Genomic DNA, 17,696 nt, shown 5'->3' on the forward strand with positions numbered 1-17,696 from the left:
CGTCCACCAAATTCCTGCCATACGCTTCGGGGCATGGGTGCTGGTTCCGTCGCCGTGGTCGTGACCGAGGAGATCGGGGTCCCGTCGTGGGATCTGTACGAACTGAGCATCCCCTGCACGGTGTTCGGCAAGCCGCAGCCGGATCTGGCCGATCCCTGGTACGACCTGCGGCTCTGCGGGACGGGAGCGGGGACGCGGGAGGGCGGGGAGGGCCACGGGCTGACCCTGCGGACCCGCTACGGACTCGACGACCTGGCTGACGCGGACACGGTCATCGTGCCCTCGGTGCCCGACCCCTGTGTCGACGAGGGCAGGCCGCTGCCGGCGGGGTTGGTCGACGCCCTGCGGCGCGCCCATGACGCGGGCGCCCGCATGGTCTCCCTCTGTACCGGGGCCTTCGCACTCGCCGAGGCGGGGCTGCTCGACGGCCGCCGCGCCACCGCCCACTGGATGCACACCGACCGGCTGGCCGAGCGGTATCCGAAGGTGCAGGTCGACGAGTCGGTGCTGTACGTGGACGACGGCGACGTCCTCACCAGCGCCGGGCTCACCGCCGGACTCGACCTGTGTCTGCATCTGGTGCGGCGCGATCTCGGCGCGCACGTCGCCAACCAGCTGGCGCGCCGCATGGTGGTGCCCGCCCACCGGCCGGGCGGGCAGGCGCAGTTCATCGAGCTGTCGGTGCCGCCCAGCGACGACGAGGGGCTGGCTCCCGTCCTTCAGTGGGCGCGGGCGAACCTCGACCGGCCGCTGACGGTCGCCGATCTGGCGCGGCGCGCCTCGATGAGCCCGCGTACGTTCTACCGGCGCCTCCAGGCGGCCACCGGGACGACTCCGCTTCAGTGGCTCCTCGACCAGCGGCTCGGGCGCGCCCGGTCACTGCTGGAGTCCACGGACCTGCCGATCGAGAAGGTCGGGGAGTTCAGTGGCCTCGGCACGGCCAACAACCTCCGTCACCACTTCCTCAAGCACGTCGGGGTGTCGCCGGGCGACTACCGGCGGGCCTTCCCCGGGGCGCCCCCGGGCGGAGGCGGCCGGACACGGGTCTGACTCACGTCCCGGGAGTCCAGCCCGCCGGGCGCAGGATCCCCAGCAACTGGCTGACCAGTTCCTCGACCACCTCGTCCAGGGTCGCGTCCACCCACCCGGCGCTCCAGTCGTGGAGCAGGCCGTTGACGCTGCCGATGAAGCCCGTCGCCGCGAGGCGGTAGTCGCGGGGTGCGGCCTCACCGCGTGCGGCGGCCGCGTCGGCCTCGGCGCAGATGAGGCCGACCCACCCGGCCCGGCGGGCGAGCCGCTGTTCCTCCAGGCGCGGGCTGACGCCGATGATCTCGACGAAGGTGATGCGGATCCGGCGCGGATCGGCCGCGAGGTTCCCGGCGTAGGCGCGGAAGATCGCGGTGGCGCGCTCGGCGAGCGGCAGATCGGCGGAGTCGGACGCGGCCTCCAGGACCGCCGTCTCGGCCCAGCCGTTGACCTGGAGGTGGAGCGCGGCGAGCACGTCCTCCAGGGTGCGGAACTCCTCGTAGAACTGGCGGGTGGACAGTCCGGCCGCGTCGCTGAGCGCCGCGACCGTGGTGGCGCGGAATCCGGGGGTTTCGCCGAACAACTGGAGCGCGGCGTCGAGGAAGCGCCGGCGCCGCTCGGCCTGCCGCTCCTCGGCCGTCTTGCCGCCGTAGCGGCCGGTGGGCGGTCTGAGTCTCCCCGGCACCGGCTCTCCCTTCGGCGTTCGAACATCGGTCCTTGTCCGAACGCCGATTGTGTCGTGTTCCCGGTGTCGGAGAGAAGGCCGCCCTTCCCTTCCGTGTGGCTAGCCGGCCTCCCTCGCCGCCCATGCCGTCAGCTCGGCGCGGGCCGCTGTCAGCAGGTCCGCCGAGGGGGACGTCGCCCCGTTGGTCACCAGCGCGTAGTGCAGGACGCCCGAGTCGGGCGCGGTGAGCAGGAGACGGCGGCTTCCGGTGCCGCCCGGCTCCTGGGCCACGCCGACCGGGGTGGTCGCGGTGTACGCCGGTGGGGCGTGGGCCGTGCCCAGGTCGGAGACGACGGTGGTGGACGCCGTCGGGAAGCTCGCCGGCAGATGCAGTTCGGTGGGCGCCGAGCCGCCGTCCGAGCGCCACAGCAGCAGCCCGTACTGCCCCGATCCCACGAGCCGCTGCACGTGGGGCAGCGCGCTGGGCACCGGGTTCCAGGTCAGCGTCGTCGAGCCGTCCCGGGAGCGGTCCTCGTAGGTGAAGCCGACGGTTCTGCCGGCCGTGGCGCTCGGGTAGAGGCGGTCCAGGAGCCGGGCGTCCTGGCGCAGCACGGGCTTGCCCGAGTCGTCGAGGCGTACGGCGGACAGATCCTCGTCGTTCCAGGCGTCACCGGTGGTGAGGACCTTGTCGGGGTTGCCGTTCATCAGCTCGCGGTGCCGGCCGTTGTAGATGTCCCACTGCCACTGCGAGCCGGAGAGGACGGGCCCCGAGGCGGCCGGGTCGGACCACCAGTCGGCGCCCTTCAGGCGGGAGTCGAGGGCCTGGTACATCCCCTTGAGGACGGTCGGCGCCTTGTCGGAGACATTGCCGGCCAGCGGGTGCCCGAACTCACTGACCACGGCGGCGGTCCGCGCGGCGGCGGCCCGGTCGCGGACGGTGCGGAAGTCGTTGACGTACTGGCCGTCGGCCGCCTTGCCCCACATGAAGACGCCGGAGATGGCCTTCTGGTCGTAGAAGTGGGTGTTGAACACATAGCGCGGTCCGAGGGTGCCGGCGTCCAGCAGGCCGCCCTCCTGCTTCTGGAAGTCGAGGTTGGCGTTCCAGAAGAGGTTCGGCTCCACGAGGGCGGGCTTGTCCCGCCACCCGGCCGCGTCCATACGGGCCCGGAACTTCTCGTAGAACGGCCACAGCACGTCCTTCTCCCAGGCCCGACTGGTCTGCCCGGAGTCGTAGACGCCCGCGTGCGGCTCGTTGTAGGGGTCGAAGCCGACGACGCCCTTGAACCGGTCGGCGTCCAGGTGCTGCCGGAGGTACGTCATGGTCTTCTCGGCGGTGGCGAGGAAGGCGTCCTGTACGCCGTGCGCGTTGTGCCAGAAGTCGTACGAGGCCCGCTTCACAGCCTCGTTCTGGGTGATGTTCTGCCCCCAGAAGAGGCAGATGCCGCAGGACTCGTCGGGGTAGTTCCCGGCGTCCACCGCCCACTTGGGCGCGCCGTCGCCGGTGTACCAGCTGTCGGCGTCGAACAGGTGCCGGGAGTAGAGGTCCTGGTGGAAGTCGGGGTAGACGCGGATGCCGGCGTCGAGGAAGGCCCGCATCTGGTCGGTGGCGGCGGCGAGGTAGGCCGTGTCGACCTGGCCGCGCTCGGGCTCGGCGTACGCCCAGGAGAGAAGGAAGCGGACGGTGTTGCCGCCGCCGAGGGCGCGCAGGGCGGTCGCGGACTTCTTGGCGTCGGCGACGGAGGCGAAGGGCAGGCCGCCGTTCTCCGCCAGTTTGGTCTCGCCGGAGACGTTGTAGCCGCGGAGCACGATCTCGCGGCCGGAGGCGTCGGTGAAGCGGCCGTCCCGCACGGTGACGGTCGGGTCGTCGAACCAGAGCGAGTCGGGAGGGGGCGCGGCGGTGGCGGGCGGGACTCCCGCCACCGTCACGGAGCCGAAGAGGACAGCCAGGACAACCAGCAGACGTACCCGAATAGTTGGCATGTCCACTACAGTCCGGCGATATCAGGACACCGTCAACACCCCTGACTCTGGAGTAAGTTCCCGCTCGGCGGGTTCACACACGTCATCCACCCATCCTTCGTGCCACATTCAACAAATACTCCTTCCTGTTCAGCGGGTTGTGATCGGTGCGCGGGCGTCGCGGGACCGTGCCGTGCGTGACGGGCGCGTAGTGGTCGAAGACGCTCTCCAGCTCGCCCTCGCCGCGGGTGAGCCCGGGCAGCCGCTGCTCCAGTTCGTGCACCCGGGCCGCGGGCACCGTGCCCGCCAGGACGCATCCGGCGCCCCGGGTCTCGGTCGTCTGCGGCACGGCGCCGAGCGCGGCCAGCACCGGCAGCAGCGCGCCGAGGGTGTCCGCCGGGGCCTCGACACGGAAGCGCTGCACCGGCTCGTGGACCCGGGTCCCGGCCCGCCGCAGCGCTTCGAGGAGCACCAGCGGGGTCAGGCCCCGGAAGTCGGCGCCGGTGCTCGACATGCTCTTGTCGAAGCCCTGGTGGGCGTGGCTCTGGCGGGGCGAGTAGCCGCAGTGCGTCATGGTGACCGCGCAGTCGGGGATCCGCCAGCCGTGCGGGCCCTGGTCGAGGGTCTCGCGCACGGTGTCCTCGACGGCCTTGAAAAAGGCGTACGGCATGGAGCCCAGCTCCACCTCCAGCCGGAAGCCGACGCCGGACCCGACCGGTGCGGGGTCGACGCGCAGGCCGACCGTCGCGAGGAAGGGGTTGGCGTCCTTCTTGTTGAACTCCACGGCCTGCCCGGTGCCGACGAGCCGTTCCACGCACAGCGGCGTGGTCTCCCGGAAGGTGACGCCGAGACCGTACTCCTCGGCGAGGGTCGCCTGGATGACCTCCTTCTGCACCTCGCCGTAGAGCGACACGGAGGTCTCCTGCCGCCGTTCGTCGTGGCGCAGGCCGATGAGCGGGTCCTGTTCGGCGAGTTGGGTGAGCGCGAGGTGCAGTGCGCCGCTGTCGACGTCCGGGCCCGGGACGACGACCGTCTCCAGGGTGGGCGGGGCGAAGAAGTGCTCGTACGCCTTGCGGGGTGCGCCGATCGCGTCGCCGATCCTGATGTCGCCGAGCCCCCAGAGCCGGGCGATCTGTCCGGCCACGACGGCGTCGCCGCGGCTGTCCGTCCCGTGTCCGAAGACGCTGATCGCGGTGATCCGGCCTTCGGCGCCGTCCGTTCCGAACGGGATCCGGTCGCGGGTGTGCAGGGTGCCGGAGAACAGCCGGGCGTAGGCGGCCTTCTCCCCCGCCGGGCCCCGCTCGACCTTGAACACGGTCCCCGAGAGCGGCCCGTCCGCATCCCCGTCGGCCGGGGGCAGCAGTTCCTCGATGCCCGCCAGGAGGGCGTCCACACCGGCGCCCGTGGCGGCGGAGCCGAAGAAGACGGGGTGGACCAGGGCCTCCCGGGTCAGGGCGACGAGGGAGCTGCGCAGAAGGCCGTCCGTGACGGTGTTCTCGACGTACGCGGACAGCAGCGTGTCATCGTGGCCGGCGAGGACGTCGAGCGCTGCGGGACCGAGACCGGGCGTGAAGCGAGCCCGGCGCGTGCCGAGGCCGGAGGCCGTTCCCATCGGCACGATCGCGGGTGTCAGCCGGGCCGAGATCGCCCGTAGCACCTCCTCCTGCCGAGCGCCACGCCGGTCGATCTTGTTGACGAAGAGCAGGGTGGGGATGCGCAGCCGCTGGAGCGTGCGCATCAGCACCCGTGTCTGCGCCTGCACCCCTTCGACGGCGGAGACGACGAGCACGACGCCGTCCAGCACGCCGAGCACGCGCTCCACCTCGGCGATGAAGTCCGGGTGACCGGGGGTGTCGATCAGGTTGACCGCCACACCGTCGAGCGGGAACGAGACGACGGCGGACTTGATGGTGATACCGCGTTGCCGCTCCAGCGCGAGGGTGTCCGTACGGGTGTTCCCGTCGTCGACGCTGCCGATCTCGTCGATGACCCCGGCCGAATGGAGCAGCCGCTCGGTCAGGCTGGTCTTACCGGCGTCGACATGGGCGAGGATTCCAAGATTGAGCACGTGCACGAAGCGTCATGTCCTTCGGAGAGAGGTCCGTTCCTGGCTGGGGGGACATGAACGCAGTTCGCATCTGCTGCTCCTCGGGACTCGGTGACGTCGCTGTCCCGTGCAGTGCAGCAGACCGGGCCGAGGGGCCACAACGGAATTAACCCCGGCCGGGGTACCCGGTGGGGGTGCGTGGAAGGAGCGGATCGTGCGTGACATCCTCCCGGCGCTGGGCCGCTGGTACGCGGCCGGGCTTCCGTTCGGCCTCGCGACGGTCGTCGAGGTCAGCCGCAGCGCGCCGCGCGACCCGGGCGCGGCCATGGCGGTGGGGCCGGACGATGAGGTCGTGGGAAGTGTGTCCGGGGGCTGTGTCGAAGGTGCGGTGTTCGAGCTGGCGCGGGACGTCGTGGCGAGCGGCGAAGCGCGTCTGGAGACCTTCGGCTACAGCGACGACGACGCCTTCGCCGTCGGCCTGACCTGCGGCGGCGAGATCACGCTGCTGGTGCGCCGCGTGACGCCCGAGCGGGATCCCGCCCTCGGCGTCGTGGTCGAGTCGGTCGCCGCGGGTGAGCCGGTCGGCCTGGCCACGGTGACCGACGGCCCGGCGCCGCGCGGAGCCACGCTCGCCGTCCGGCCGGACCGGGTCTCGGGCACGCTCGGCGCGAGCGGCCTGGACGCGGCCGTCACCGCCGACGCCCGCGGCGAGCTGGCCCTGGGCGCCACCGGTCTGCGGCACTACGGGCCGCGCGGGCAGCGCCGGGAGGACTCCGTCAGCGTGTTCCTGGAGTCCTTCGCGCCACCGCCGCGGATGCTGGTCTTCGGAGCGATCGACTACGCCGCGGCCGTGGCCCGCATCGGGGACTTCCTCGGCTACCGAGTCACCGTCTGCGACGCCCGCCCCGTCTTCGCCACGCCCCGGCGCTTCCCCGAGGGTGTCGAGGTGGTCGCCGAATGGCCGCACCGCTATCTGCGCGACACGGACACCGACGCACGCACGGTGATCTGCGTCCTCACCCACGACCCCAAGTTCGATGTGCCGCTGCTCCGGGAGGCACTGCGCCGGCCGGCCGCGTACATCGGGGCGATGGGCAGCCGCCGCACCCACGCCGACCGGGCCGAGCGCCTGGCCGAGGCCGGGCTCACGCAACACGAGCTGTCCCGGCTGCGCTCACCGGTCGGCCTCGACCTCGGGGCCCGTACCCCCGAGGAGGTGGCGGTGTCCGTCGCCGCCGAGATCGTCGCCCTGCGCTGGGGCGGCAGCGGGGCCCCGCTGACCGTGACGGAGGGAGCGGTGCATCCGTCCCGCTCCTCCTGATGGCCCGCGCCGCTCCCGGTCGATTCGCCGACGGGCCGGGTTCGTACGATCGTGTCGCCGGCAACACATCGGCACTTCAGCACACCAGCGAAGGGAATCCCATGATCTTCATCACCGCCAAGTTCCGAGTCCGCCCCGAGCACGCCGACCGCTGGCCCGAGATCGCCGCCGACTTCACCCGGGCGACGCGCGCCGAGCCCGGCTGCCTGTGGTTCGACTGGTCGCGCAGCGTGGACGAGCCCACGGAGTACGTCCTGGTCGAGGCCTTCCGCGACGACGAGGCCGGGGCCGCGCATGTGCAGTCCGCGCACTTCAAGGCCGCGCAGCAGACCCTGCCTCCGCATCTGGCCGCGACTCCGCGCATCGTGAACGCGACGATTCCGCAGGACGACTGGTCGCTCCTCGGGGAGATGGCGGTCCCGGGCCAGGAGTAGCCCGCGGTCGGGCCTCGACGGTCGACCACCGCATGAGCCGAATGCCGTAACGGACCCGCTCTTGCCTCGGGCGGCACGGCACCCTTACGCTCCCAGCCGTACCGACTGGACGGTATGCCCTCGATAAGGAGCCACCGGAGATGAGCGGAATCAACCGTCAGATACGCCTGGCCGCACGCCCTGTGGGGGAACCGCGCCCCACCGACTGGGAGCACGTCGAGGAGCCGGCCGGGCAGCCGGGCGACGGTGAGTTCCTGGTGCGGGTGCTCTGTCTGTCGATCGATCCCGCGATGCGCGGCTGGATGAACGCGGGCCGGTCCTACATCCGTCCGGTGGAGATCGGCGAGGTGATGCGCGCCGGCGCGGTGGGACGGGTGATCGCCTCCCGGCACCCCGGTTTCGCGGTCGGTGACCATGTGTCGGGCTCGTTCGGCGTGCAGGAGTACTGCGTGTCGGACGGGCGCGACGTGACCAAGGTCGACCCGGCGGCCGCTCCCCTGCCGACGTTTCTCGGCACGCTCGGCATGTCGGGCCTGACGGCCTACTTCGGCCTGATCGAGGTCGGGCGTCCCGAGCCCGGGCAGACCGTCGTGGTCTCCGGAGCGGCCGGGGCCGTCGGCAGCGTCGTCGGGCAGATCGCCAAGATCCTGGGCTGCCGGGTCATCGGCATCGCGGGCGGCGAGGCCAAGTGCCGGATGGTGGTCGAGGAGTTCGGGTTCGACGCCGCGATCGACTACCAGAGCGAGGACGTCCGCAAGGCGCTGCGCGAGCACGCCCCCGACGGTGTCGACGTGTACTTCGACAACGTCGGCGGAGACGTTCTGGACGCCGTGCTGCTGCGGCTGGCGCGCGGTGCCCGTGTCGTCGTGTGCGGCGCGATCTCCCAGTACAACAGCACCAAGCCGCAGGGCCCCGCCAACTACCTGTCGCTGCTGGTGAACCGCGCCTCCATGACGGGCATCGTGGTGTTCGACTACGCCGACCGGTACGCCGAGGGCATCGCCCGGATGGCCGCCTGGCGGGCGGAGGGCCGGCTGAAGTCCCTGGAGGACGTGGTGTCCGGCTCGGTCGCGGACTTCCCCGAGACGCTCATGCGGCTGTTCCGTGGGGACAACCGCGGCAAGCTGGTGCTGAAGATCGCGGACTGACCGGGCCGGAGGGAGGAGGGGAAGGGCAGGGAGAGATCCGATGAAGGCACTGACCTACCACGGCCGTCACGACATCCGCTACGGGGAGGTCCCCGACCCGGCCGTCACCAGCCCCACCGACGCGGTGGTGCGCGTGACGGCGGCCGGCATCTGCGGCAGCGACCTGCACATCTACGGCGGCAACGGGTTCAGCCCGGAACTGGGCTACACACCGGGGCACGAGTGCGTCGGCGTCGTGGTCGACACCGGCGGCCAGGTCACCCGGTTCAAGCCCGGCGACCGGGTGCTGGTGCCCGCCTCCGCCGGCTGCGCGGACTGCCGGTCGTGCGCGGCCGGGTTCACCGCCCGCTGCGAGCGCGCCAAGTCGAGCACGGAACTCTGCTACGGAGTGAGCCCGCAGCTCCAGGGCAGCCAGGCCCAGGTCCTGGCCGTGCCCTACGCCGACGTCAATCTGGTGCGCCTGCCCGAGGACATCTCCGACGAGGCCGCCGTCGTCCTCACGGACAACGCGCCCACCGCCTGGTACGGCTGCCGCCGGGCCCGCATCCAGCCGGGCGAGACCGTCCTGGTCATCGGCCTCGGCCCGGTCGGCCTCATGGCCGCCCAGTCCGCCTTCGCGATGGGCGCGGCGCGGGTGCTGGGCGCGGACCTGGTCGCGGAGCGCCGTGCCTTCGCCGCCGGCCTGGGGGTCGAACCGGTCGAGGGCGAGGACGCGCGGGCGGCCGTCCGGGACCTGACCGCCGGCCGCGGTCCGGACGCCGTGGTGGAGGCCGTGGGCTCCGACGCCACCATTCAGCTCGCCCTCAAGGCCGTCCGGCAGGCGGGCCGGGTCAGCGTCATCGGGGTCAGCCAGAACAAGGCCTTCCCCTTTCACATGGGGCTGGCGCAGATCAAGGAACTGGAGTTCGCCATCGGGCTGTGCTCGGTGCACTACGAACTTCCGCCCCTGATCGCCCTCACCCGCGCCCGCCGGCTCCGGCCCGAGGTCGTCGTCTCCCACCGCTTCGCCCTCTCCGAAGGCCCCGCGGCGTACGAGCTGTTCGCGGGCCGCTCCGACGGCGTCCGCAAGATCCTTCTCGACCCGGCCGCCTGACACCGGGTGAGCCCGGGGCCGTTGTCGTGGGTTCGGCCCTGGATCAGAGCTGCGGGCCGTCGCCCACCGGCCGGCGGCCCCACGCCGAGATCATCGGTGACGTGGCGAGGTCGAGGCGCCCGGCCGCGATGTTGGCGAGGTGCCGCTCGATCTCCTCGTCCGTGGCGAGGCCCTCGGCGACGAGCTGGTCGCGCACCTGCTGGACGGTGGCCGTCTCCAGGACGTCGCACGCGGGCGAGGTGATCGGGAAGTAGGCGTCGGCCTCGACGTCGGTGAGGCCGGCCTCGCGCAGCAGGCGCGGCAGCCTGCGTCCGTAGGAGAGGTCGGCGCCGCGCTGCCGCAGCAGACGGCGGAAGCCGGTGCGGAGCCGGTTGGCCAGCTCCTGTTCGGGGCCGTGCTCGTCGGGGCAGATCAGCGGTTGCAGGGCGGGGTCGGCGTCCTCGACGACGAGCCACCCGCCGGGGCGCAGCGCCTGGACCATGCCGCGCAGTGCGGCGTCGCGCTCGGCGACATGGACCAGGACCAGTCGGGCGTGTACCAGGTCGAAGGGCCCGGCCGGGGGTGCGTCGCGGCCCACGTCGTGGCGGAGCACTTCCACTCCCCCGGTGGCGGCGGCCCGCGCCCAGGAGACGTCGATGTCGGTGGCGAGCACGCGCCCGCGCGGCCCGACGCGTTCACTCAGCCACGCGGCGACGCTCGGCCCGCCGGCCCCGACCTCCCAGCACCGCCATCCCTCGTCGATCCCGACCGTCTCGAAGTGCCGGAACGTCGAGGCGTCGAAGAGGGCGGCCAGCGCGTCGAAGCGGGTACCGGCCTCGGCCTGCCGGTTGTCCAGGAGATATCCCTTGTCCTGCCCCATGCGCCGATCATGTCACGGTGGCTCCCACCCCGGTCAGGCCCGTGGCGGCAGCCGGTGCAGTTCCACCTCGGTGAGCCGGCCGTCCGCGGCCGTGGCGGTCATGTAGGTGCAGTGGGGCTGGCGGCGGCGGTCCGTCGGCGAGCCCGGGTTGAGCAGGCGCAGGCCGGTGGGGGCCGTGGTGTCCCAGGGGATGTGGCTGTGGCCGAAGACCAGCACGTCGAGGTCGGGGAAGCGGGCGGCGCAGCGCTTCTCCCGGCCCTGGGCGGGTCCCGTCTCGTGGATCGCCCCGAAGCGCAGCCCGCCCAGTTCCACGTACGCCACCTCGGGCAGCCGGGCCCGCAGGTCCGGCCCGTCGTTGTTGCCGTACACGGCGACGAGCCTGCGGGATCGGCTCTCCAGCAGGTCGAGGGTGGCCGTGTCCACCCAGTCCCCGGCGTGGAACACGACATCGGCGTGCGGGAGTTCGGCCAGCAGCGGCGCGGGCAGTTCCCTGGCCCGCTTCGGCAGATGGGTGTCGGACATGAAGAGCAGACGCACGCCCCCAGCCTAGGGGCACCGGCCCGTTTCCCCCGGGAACCGACTTGACCGCGAACAGACAGACGGCGCAGCTCAGTTGCCTGATCGCCGGAGATGATCACGGCCAGGTCTCGAAAGATGAGGCAGCTTTGTCTGGCGGGTTAGCATCGGGCAACACGCAGTAAGACAGGACGTCTACGGCAAGCGACCCGAAGGGGCCCGGAAACCCGATGCCGGTCAAGGTCAGCGTCATCATCCCCGTCTACAACCCGGGGATCTACATCGAGGACTGCATCACCTCGCTGCAGAGGCAGTCCCTGCCTCCCGAAGAGTTCGAGGTGATCTTCGTCGACGACGGTTCCACCGACGCCACCCCGGCCAGGCTCGACGCGCTCGCCGCCGAGGACCCCCGGATGAAGGTCATCCACCAGGAGAACTCAGGCTGGTCGGGCAAGCCCCGCAACGTCGGCATCGCCGCCTCCCGGGGCGAGTTCGTCATGTTCGTCGACAACGACGACTACCTGGGCGACGAGGCCCTGGAGCGGATGTACGACTACGGCGTGGCCAACGGCGCCGATGTCGTCGTGGGCAAGATGGCGGGCAAGGGCCGCGGCGTGCCGGTGGAGCTGTTCCGCCGCAACCACCCGCGCGCCACCGTCGAGAACGCCCCGCTCATCGACAGCCTCACCCCGCACAAGATGATCCGCCGTGCCTTCCTCGACCGCACCGGCCTGCGCTTCCCCGAGGGCAGACGGCGTCTGGAGGACCACGTCTTCATCGCCGAGGCGTATCTGCGCGCGGAGAACGTCTCCGTGGTCAGCGACTACGTCTGCTACTACCACATCCGGCGGGACGACAGCTCCAACGCCGGCTTCGAACGCTTCGATCCCGCCGGGTACTTCAAGAACCTCCGCGAGGCCCTCGACGTCGTCGAGAAGTACACCGAGCCCGGCCCGGTGCGCGACCGGCTCTTCCGCCGCTGGCTGCGCGTGGAGATGGTGGAGCGGCTGCGGGCCCGGCGCTTCCTGAACCTGCCGGACGACTACCGCAGGGAGCTGTTCGGGGAGATCCACGAGGTCGTCGTCGAGCGGTTCGGTCCCGGGGTCGCGGAAGGGCTGCAGCCGACGCAGCAGGTCGTCGCCGCACTGACCGCGGCCGACCGGTACGACGATGTCGTGTCCTTCGCGGAATGGGAGGCCGGCATCGCGCCCAAGGCGGCCCCCGCGCACGTGGAGTGGCGGGACGGCTCCCTCAGCGTCGGCTTCACGGCCGAGTACACCTCCGGCGGCGAGCCGATGACCTTCCCCGCCGACGCCGAGGCGGCCCCGCTGAACGACACGCCCAAGGACGTGACCGAGGCCGTGGAATGGGTGGCCTCACAGACCGCCGCGCGCTTCGGGCAGGCCACGGCCGATCTGCTGCTGCGGGAGCGCTCCAGCGCCGCGCAGTACTTCCAGCCGGTGGAGTTCACGCGCGAGACCGTGCCCGTCGGGGACGGCGAGGAGGTCCGGCTGGTGCTGCGGGCGACCGCCACCGTCGACCCGGCCGGCCTGCCGGATGACGGCGCCTGGGACGCGCTCGTACGGGTCAAGCTGGGCGGCTGGACCAAGGAATGCAGGCTGGGCCCGGCCCCGCGGGCCACCCGGCCCACGCCGGACGTGGGAATCGTCGGCGACCGGACCGCCCTGCCGTACTGGACGGAGCCGCACGGCAACCTCTCCCTTCACCTCGGGGCCCGGGGCAAGCGGCTCGGCCTGGGCAGCATGCAGCCGATGGACGTCACCGTCTCCGGGGACCGCTTCCGTGCCCCGCTGCCGCTGCACGTCGAGGGCGACCGGGAGGTGCCGCTGCGGTTCGTCTCCTCCAGCCGGATCCTCGACGCGTCCGGCACGCTCTCCCCCGCCCCGGACGGGCGCGGGACGGTGCTGGAGGCGGCGATGCCCGCCAAGGACCTCTCGCGCGACACCTGGCGGGTGGCCGTGTGTCTGACCCCGGGCGCCGACCGGCCCCGCTTCACCGGGCTGCCGTTCGCGCTGCGCTCCGCCGACGGTCAGGTGCTGGTCGTGCCGGCGCCGGGGCCCGGCACCGCCCTGCGGGTGGCACGGCGCGCGCGGCGGGTACTCGGTGCCGCGCGGCGGAAGGTGGTTTCCCGTATCAGGACCGGAGGGCAGTGACAGCATGCGACCACTGGGGATAGAGGGCGCCTGGATTCTGGAGCCCAAGATCTTCCCGGACGACCGGGGCAGCTTCCACGAGTGGTACCGCGGCGAGGAGTTCCGCGAGGCCACAGGTCACGATCTGGCCCTGGCCCAGGCCAACTGCTCGGTCTCCCGGCGGGGTGTGCTGCGCGGTGTGCACTTCGCCGATGTGCCGCCCAGCCAGGCCAAGTACGTGACGTGTGTGCGCGGTGCCGTCCTGGACGTGGTGATCGACATCCGGGTGGGTTCCCCCACCTTCGGCCAGTGGGAGGCCGAACGACTCGACGACGACACCCGCCACGCGGTGTTCCTCGCCGAGGGGCTGGGCCACGCGTTCATGGCACTCACCGACGACGCGACGGTGGTCTACCTGTGCTCCACGGGCTACGCCCCGGAGCGTGAGCACGGCATCCACCCCCTCGACCCGGCCCTCGGCATCGCCTGGCCCGAGGGCATCACCCCGCTCCTCTCCCCCAAGGACGAACAGGCCCCGACCCTGGCCGAGGCGGAACGCCAGGGGCTGCTCCCGTCGTACGAGAGCTGCCGTGCGTACTACGAGGAGCTGCGGGCCGGCCGGGGAGACGGCTGACGCCTGCGGCACGCCGAAAGGCCGCCGCACGCAACAGGCCCCGGGCGCACAGCGCCCGGGGCCTGTTCCCACAGCAACGGGTCAGCGGCTGACGCCCACCTGTTCCAGGGACTTGCGCAGGGGCTCCCAGCCGATGCGGCGGGGCAGGCCGCGGTTGCGGGCCTGGGTCAGGGGCCCCCAGAAGCCCGCCTCCAGGAGGGTCTCGGGGCGGACCGCGCCGGCCCGTTCGAGGATCGCCTCGGGGACCTTCTGCGGGTCGGGCACCTTGTACTCGGCCATGATCTCGTCGTACTTGTCGTGCAGGACCCGGTTGTTCGGGTCGGCGCCGAAGACGACGAGCTGGCCGGTGGGCGCGGTGTCCACCTGGATCGTGACGAGGTCGGGGCGGTAGCGCGCTAGCACCTCGGTGATCTTGTAGACGTCGCCGGTCCAGGCGTTGGTGTGCCGGTCCCGGGCCGCCTCGTCCACGCTGCGCGGCAGCATGTCGTCGAAGACGATCACACTGGACCAGTCGGAGTGCTTCTCGACGTTCATGAAGTCGCGCAGGGCGTACTCGAAGATGTGCATGCCGTCGATGAACGACAGATCCAGCGTGGTGCGGCGCCAGTAGCCGATGGGGCTGCGGCCGCGGCGCAGATTGCGCAGCGGGTGACGGCCGCCCTTGAGGTGCTGGAGGGGGTTGTCACGGGCGAAGAAGTCGTCACTGGTGGCCTTCACCAGGTGGACGTCGCACTTCAACTCCGAGACCACCTTGAAGGCGGGGTCGATCGCGATGCTGGGGACGCGGGACAGACGCAGGCTGCGACCGTCGTTGACGCCGATCTCCAGGTAGTTGCGATTGGCGCTGACCTTGTGCAGTCCCCGGAGGAACTCATGGCGTTTCACGAAGTGGGACCTTCCTTGCGGATGCGGGGCAGTGCTTCGTGCAGGGCGGAGCGCCACTCGCGCGCCGGGGGCAGGCCTATCTCCTGCCACCGGTCGTGTGCGAGGGCGCTGTACGCCGGGCGGGGCGCGGGCCGGGGGAAGGCCGCGCTGCTGGTGGGGCGCACCCGGTCCGGGTCGGCGCCGAGGAGGGAGAACACCTCTCGGGCCAGTTCGTACCAGGTGGCCTCGCCGGCGTCGGTGGCGTGGAAGACGCCGTGCGCGTCGGGGCCCAGCCGGGGGCCGAGGTCGGCGATGCGCTCGGCGACGTCGGCGCTCCAGGTGGGCTGTCCGCGCTGGTCGTCGACGACGTCGAGGGTGTCGCGGCGGGCTTCGAGACCGATCATGGTCCGCACGAAGTTGGTGCCGTGGACCCCGTAGAGCCAGGCCGTGCGCAGGACCGCGCTCGCGCCGGGGAGTTCCTCCAGGACGGCCCGCTCGCCGGCCAGCTTGGTGCGGCCGTAGGCGGTGCGCGGGGCGGGGGGATGGTCCTCCGGGTAGGGGGCGGTACGGGCCTCGCCGTCGAAGACGTAGTCGGTGGAGAGATGGATCAGCCGGGCGTCGTGTGCCGCGCAGGCCCGGGCCAGCGCTCGCGGTCCGGCGCCGTTGATCTCCAGGGCGCGGGCCTCGTCGGTCTCGGCGTCGTCGACGGCCGTGTACGCGGCGCAGTTCACGACGAGGTCGGGGCGGTGCTCGCGCACCGCCGCGGCGACGGCCTCGGGGCGCGTGATGTCCAGAGCGGAGCGGTCCAGGCCCACCACGTCCTCGCCGCGCCGGGTGAGTTCCTCGACGACGTCGCGGCCGAGCATGCCGCCCGCTCCGGTGATCAGCCACCTCATGCGCGCTCCTGGGCGACGCGCCGCTTCAGGGGCTCCCACCAGGCACGGTTGTCGCGATACCAGGCGACGGTCTCGGCGAGGCCGGTGGTGAAGTCGTGGGCGGGACGGTAGCCGAGTTCGTCGCGGGCCTTGGACCAGTCGACGGAGTAGCGCAGGTCGTGGCCCTTGCGGTCCTCGACGTACTCCACTCGGTCCCAGTCCGCGCCGCAGGCGTCGAGGAGGAGGCCGGTGAGTTCCTTGTTGGTGAGTTCGGTGCCGCCGCCGATGTTGTAGACCTCGCCGGGGCGGCCCTGGGTGCGGACGAGGTCGACGCCCTGGCAGTGGTCGTCGACGTGCAGCCAGTCACGGATGTTGCGGCCCTCGCCGTAGAGCGGCACCGTCCCGCCGTCGAGGAGGTTGGTGACGAACAGCGGGATGACCTTCTCGGGGAACTGGTGCGGGCCGTAGTTGTTGGAGCAGCGGGTGACGCGCACGTCCAGGCCGTGGGTGCGGTGGTAGGCGAGGGCGAGCAGGTCGGAGGAGGCCTTGGAGGCCGAGTACGGCGAGTTCGGCTGCAGCGGGTGGTCCTCCGGCCAGGAGCCGGACTCGATGGAGCCGTAGACCTCGTCGGTGGAGACGTGCACGAACGGGCCCACCTCGTAGCGCAGGGCGGCGTCGAGCAGAGTCTGGGTGCCGAGCACATTGGTGCGGACGAAGTCGGCGGCGCCGGTGATGGAGCGGTCCACATGCGACTCGGCGGCGAAGTGCACGACCTGGTCGGCGCCGGCCATCAGCTTGTCGACGAGTTCGGCGTCGCAGATGTCGCCCTGGACGAACTCCAGCCGGGGGTGGGTCAGTTCGAGGTTGTCGAGGGTGCCGGCGTAGGTGAGCTTGTCCAGCACGGTGATGCGCGGCGCGTCGGGCGCGTCCGGGGCGAGCAGCGCCCGGACGTAGCGGGAGCCGATGAACCCGGCGGCACCGGTGACGAGGAGGTTCATGAAGTGATCTGCACCTTGCTGTGGTCTCCGAGGACGAATCGGTGGGCGCTGGGGACGCTGGGGGCCGGGGTCACCTCGACATGCCGGCCGATCAGCGAGGACTCGATCCGGCCGACGCCCCGGATCGAGGAGTCCCGCAGCACGATCGAGAATTCCAGTTCGCTGTCGGTGATCCGGCAGTTCTCCGCGATCGAGGTGAAGGGGCCGACGTAGGAGTCGCTGACGAGGGTGCCCGCGCCGATGACGACGGGCCCGACGATGCGGGAGTTGACGATCCGGGCGCCCTCTTCCACGACCACCCGCCCGATGGTCTGCGAGGCGTCGTCCACGGTGCCGTCGATGCGGCGCTCCATGGCCTCGAGGACCGTGCGGTTCACCTCGAGCATGTCGCCGACGTTGCCGGTGTCCTTCCAGTAGCCCTTGATGACCGTGCTGCGCACGTCGGCGCGGGAGTCGATCAGGTGCTGGATGGCGTGGGTGATCTCCAGTTCGCCGCGCCACGAGGGTTCGATGGCGCGCACGGCCCGGTGGATCGCGGGTGTGAAGAGATAGACGCCGACCAAGGCGAGATCGCTCTTGGGCTGGTCGGGCTTCTCCTCCAGGCCGATCACCTGGCCGGACGGGTCGAGTTCGGCGACACCGAAGGCGCGTGGGTCGGCCACGCGCGTGAGCAGGATCTGGGCGTCGGGCCGGCTGTCGCGGAACTCCTCGACGAGGTCGGTGATGCCGCCGACGATGAAGTTGTCGCCGAGGTACATCACGAAGTCGTCGTCGCCGAGGAAGTCCTGGGCGATCAGCACCGCGTGGGCCAGCCCGAGGGGCCGCTCCTGGGGGATGTAGGTGACCTTCAGGCCGAACTTCGACCCGTCTCCCACCGCTTCCTCGATCTCGGCGGCCGTGTCCCCGACGATCATTCCCACGTCGGTGATGCCGGCCTCGGCGATCGACTCCAACCCGTAGAAGAGCACAGCCTTGTTGGCCACTGGCACCAGTTGCTTGGCCGACGTGTGTGTGATCGGCCTCAGTCTTGTTCCTGCGCCGCCGGACAGCACGAGAGCCTTCATTCGGTTCACCTTAGTCGTGATCCGGCGGATGTGAACATCAC

General features: G+C 71.6%; 16 protein-coding genes. 7 read left to right on the forward strand and 9 right to left on the reverse strand.

What is annotated here, in order from left to right; all coding sequences use genetic code 11:
* The first annotated feature begins 54 nt into the window (after nt 1-54).
* The gene (locus tag KJK29_RS01590) at nt 55-1,050 is read left to right on the forward strand and encodes a GlxA family transcriptional regulator (RefSeq protein WP_407700483.1); all 996 of its coding nucleotides are present in this window, start codon (nt 55-57) and stop codon (nt 1,048-1,050) included.
* 1 nt (nt 1,051) lies between these two features.
* On the opposite strand, the gene KJK29_RS01595 is transcribed toward KJK29_RS01590, so the two are convergent.
* The 3 genes from KJK29_RS01595 to KJK29_RS01605 all read right to left on the reverse strand — a co-directional run bounded on the left by KJK29_RS01595 (nt 1,052) and on the right by KJK29_RS01605 (nt 5,723).
* Nucleotides 1,052-1,711, reverse strand: coding sequence for a TetR/AcrR family transcriptional regulator (locus KJK29_RS01595; RefSeq protein ID WP_215116777.1), 660 nt, complete (start codon nt 1,709-1,711; stop codon nt 1,052-1,054).
* A gap of 99 nt (nt 1,712-1,810) precedes the next feature.
* Nucleotides 1,811-3,670, reverse strand: a complete 1,860-nt coding sequence (locus KJK29_RS01600) for a cellulase family glycosylhydrolase (protein ID WP_215116778.1) — start codon at nt 3,668-3,670, stop codon at nt 1,811-1,813.
* Nucleotides 3,671-3,752: 82 nt separating this feature from the next.
* Entirely contained in the window at nt 3,753-5,723 is a 1,971-nt protein-coding gene (locus KJK29_RS01605; protein ID WP_215116779.1) for an elongation factor G, read from the reverse strand.
* 187 nt (nt 5,724-5,910) lie between these two features.
* Here KJK29_RS01605 and KJK29_RS01610 point away from each other — a divergent pair, with 187 nt between their 5' ends.
* The 4 genes from KJK29_RS01610 to KJK29_RS01625 all read left to right on the forward strand — a co-directional run bounded on the left by KJK29_RS01610 (nt 5,911) and on the right by KJK29_RS01625 (nt 9,692).
* Entirely contained in the window at nt 5,911-7,017 is a 1,107-nt protein-coding gene (locus tag KJK29_RS01610) for an XdhC family protein (RefSeq protein WP_215116780.1), read from the forward strand.
* Between the two features lie 101 nt (nt 7,018-7,118).
* The gene (locus KJK29_RS01615; protein WP_215116781.1) at nt 7,119-7,451 is read left to right on the forward strand and encodes a putative quinol monooxygenase; all 333 of its coding nucleotides are present in this window, start codon (nt 7,119-7,121) and stop codon (nt 7,449-7,451) included.
* 140 nt (nt 7,452-7,591) lie between these two features.
* Entirely contained in the window at nt 7,592-8,599 is a 1,008-nt protein-coding gene (locus tag KJK29_RS01620; protein WP_215116782.1) for an NADP-dependent oxidoreductase, read from the forward strand.
* 40 nt (nt 8,600-8,639) lie between these two features.
* Entirely contained in the window at nt 8,640-9,692 is a 1,053-nt protein-coding gene (locus tag KJK29_RS01625; RefSeq protein ID WP_215116783.1) for an alcohol dehydrogenase catalytic domain-containing protein, read from the forward strand.
* Between the two features lie 43 nt (nt 9,693-9,735).
* On the opposite strand, the gene KJK29_RS01630 is transcribed toward KJK29_RS01625, so the two are convergent.
* On the reverse strand, nt 9,736-10,551 hold the full coding sequence (locus KJK29_RS01630) for a methyltransferase (protein WP_215116784.1): 816 nt from the start codon (nt 10,549-10,551) through the stop codon (nt 9,736-9,738).
* A gap of 33 nt (nt 10,552-10,584) precedes the next feature.
* Nucleotides 10,585-11,088, reverse strand: a complete 504-nt coding sequence (locus KJK29_RS01635; protein WP_215116785.1) for a metallophosphoesterase family protein — start codon at nt 11,086-11,088, stop codon at nt 10,585-10,587.
* Between the two features lie 209 nt (nt 11,089-11,297).
* Between KJK29_RS01635 and KJK29_RS01640 the strand changes: the two genes are divergently transcribed.
* Entirely contained in the window at nt 11,298-13,241 is a 1,944-nt protein-coding gene (locus tag KJK29_RS01640; RefSeq protein ID WP_215116786.1) for a glycosyltransferase family 2 protein, read from the forward strand.
* A gap of 4 nt (nt 13,242-13,245) precedes the next feature.
* Nucleotides 13,246-13,854, forward strand: a complete 609-nt coding sequence (gene rfbC, locus KJK29_RS01645; protein WP_215116787.1) for a dTDP-4-dehydrorhamnose 3,5-epimerase — start codon at nt 13,246-13,248, stop codon at nt 13,852-13,854.
* An 81-nt stretch (nt 13,855-13,935) separates the two neighbouring features.
* Here the strand turns inward: rfbC and KJK29_RS01650 are convergent, their stop codons facing one another.
* The 4 genes from KJK29_RS01650 to KJK29_RS01665 are packed head-to-tail and all read right to left on the reverse strand — an operon-like array spanning nt 13,936 to nt 17,655.
* Nucleotides 13,936-14,739, reverse strand: coding sequence for a class I SAM-dependent methyltransferase (locus tag KJK29_RS01650; protein ID WP_215116788.1), 804 nt, complete (start codon nt 14,737-14,739; stop codon nt 13,936-13,938).
* Entirely contained in the window at nt 14,736-15,614 is an 879-nt protein-coding gene (gene rfbD / locus KJK29_RS01655; protein ID WP_215116789.1) for a dTDP-4-dehydrorhamnose reductase, read from the reverse strand. The genes KJK29_RS01650 and rfbD overlap by 4 nt, the downstream gene beginning before the upstream one ends.
* Entirely contained in the window at nt 15,611-16,591 is a 981-nt protein-coding gene (gene rfbB / locus KJK29_RS01660; protein ID WP_215116790.1) for a dTDP-glucose 4,6-dehydratase, read from the reverse strand. Before rfbB ends, rfbD begins: the two co-directional genes overlap by 4 nt.
* On the reverse strand, nt 16,588-17,655 hold the full coding sequence (locus tag KJK29_RS01665) for a glucose-1-phosphate thymidylyltransferase (RefSeq protein WP_215116791.1): 1,068 nt from the start codon (nt 17,653-17,655) through the stop codon (nt 16,588-16,590). Before KJK29_RS01665 ends, rfbB begins: the two co-directional genes overlap by 4 nt.
* Nucleotides 17,656-17,696 lie beyond the last annotated feature (41 nt).

This window comes from Streptomyces koelreuteriae, assembly GCF_018604545.1.
Classification (GTDB): domain Bacteria; phylum Actinomycetota; class Actinomycetes; order Streptomycetales; family Streptomycetaceae; genus Streptomyces; species Streptomyces koelreuteriae.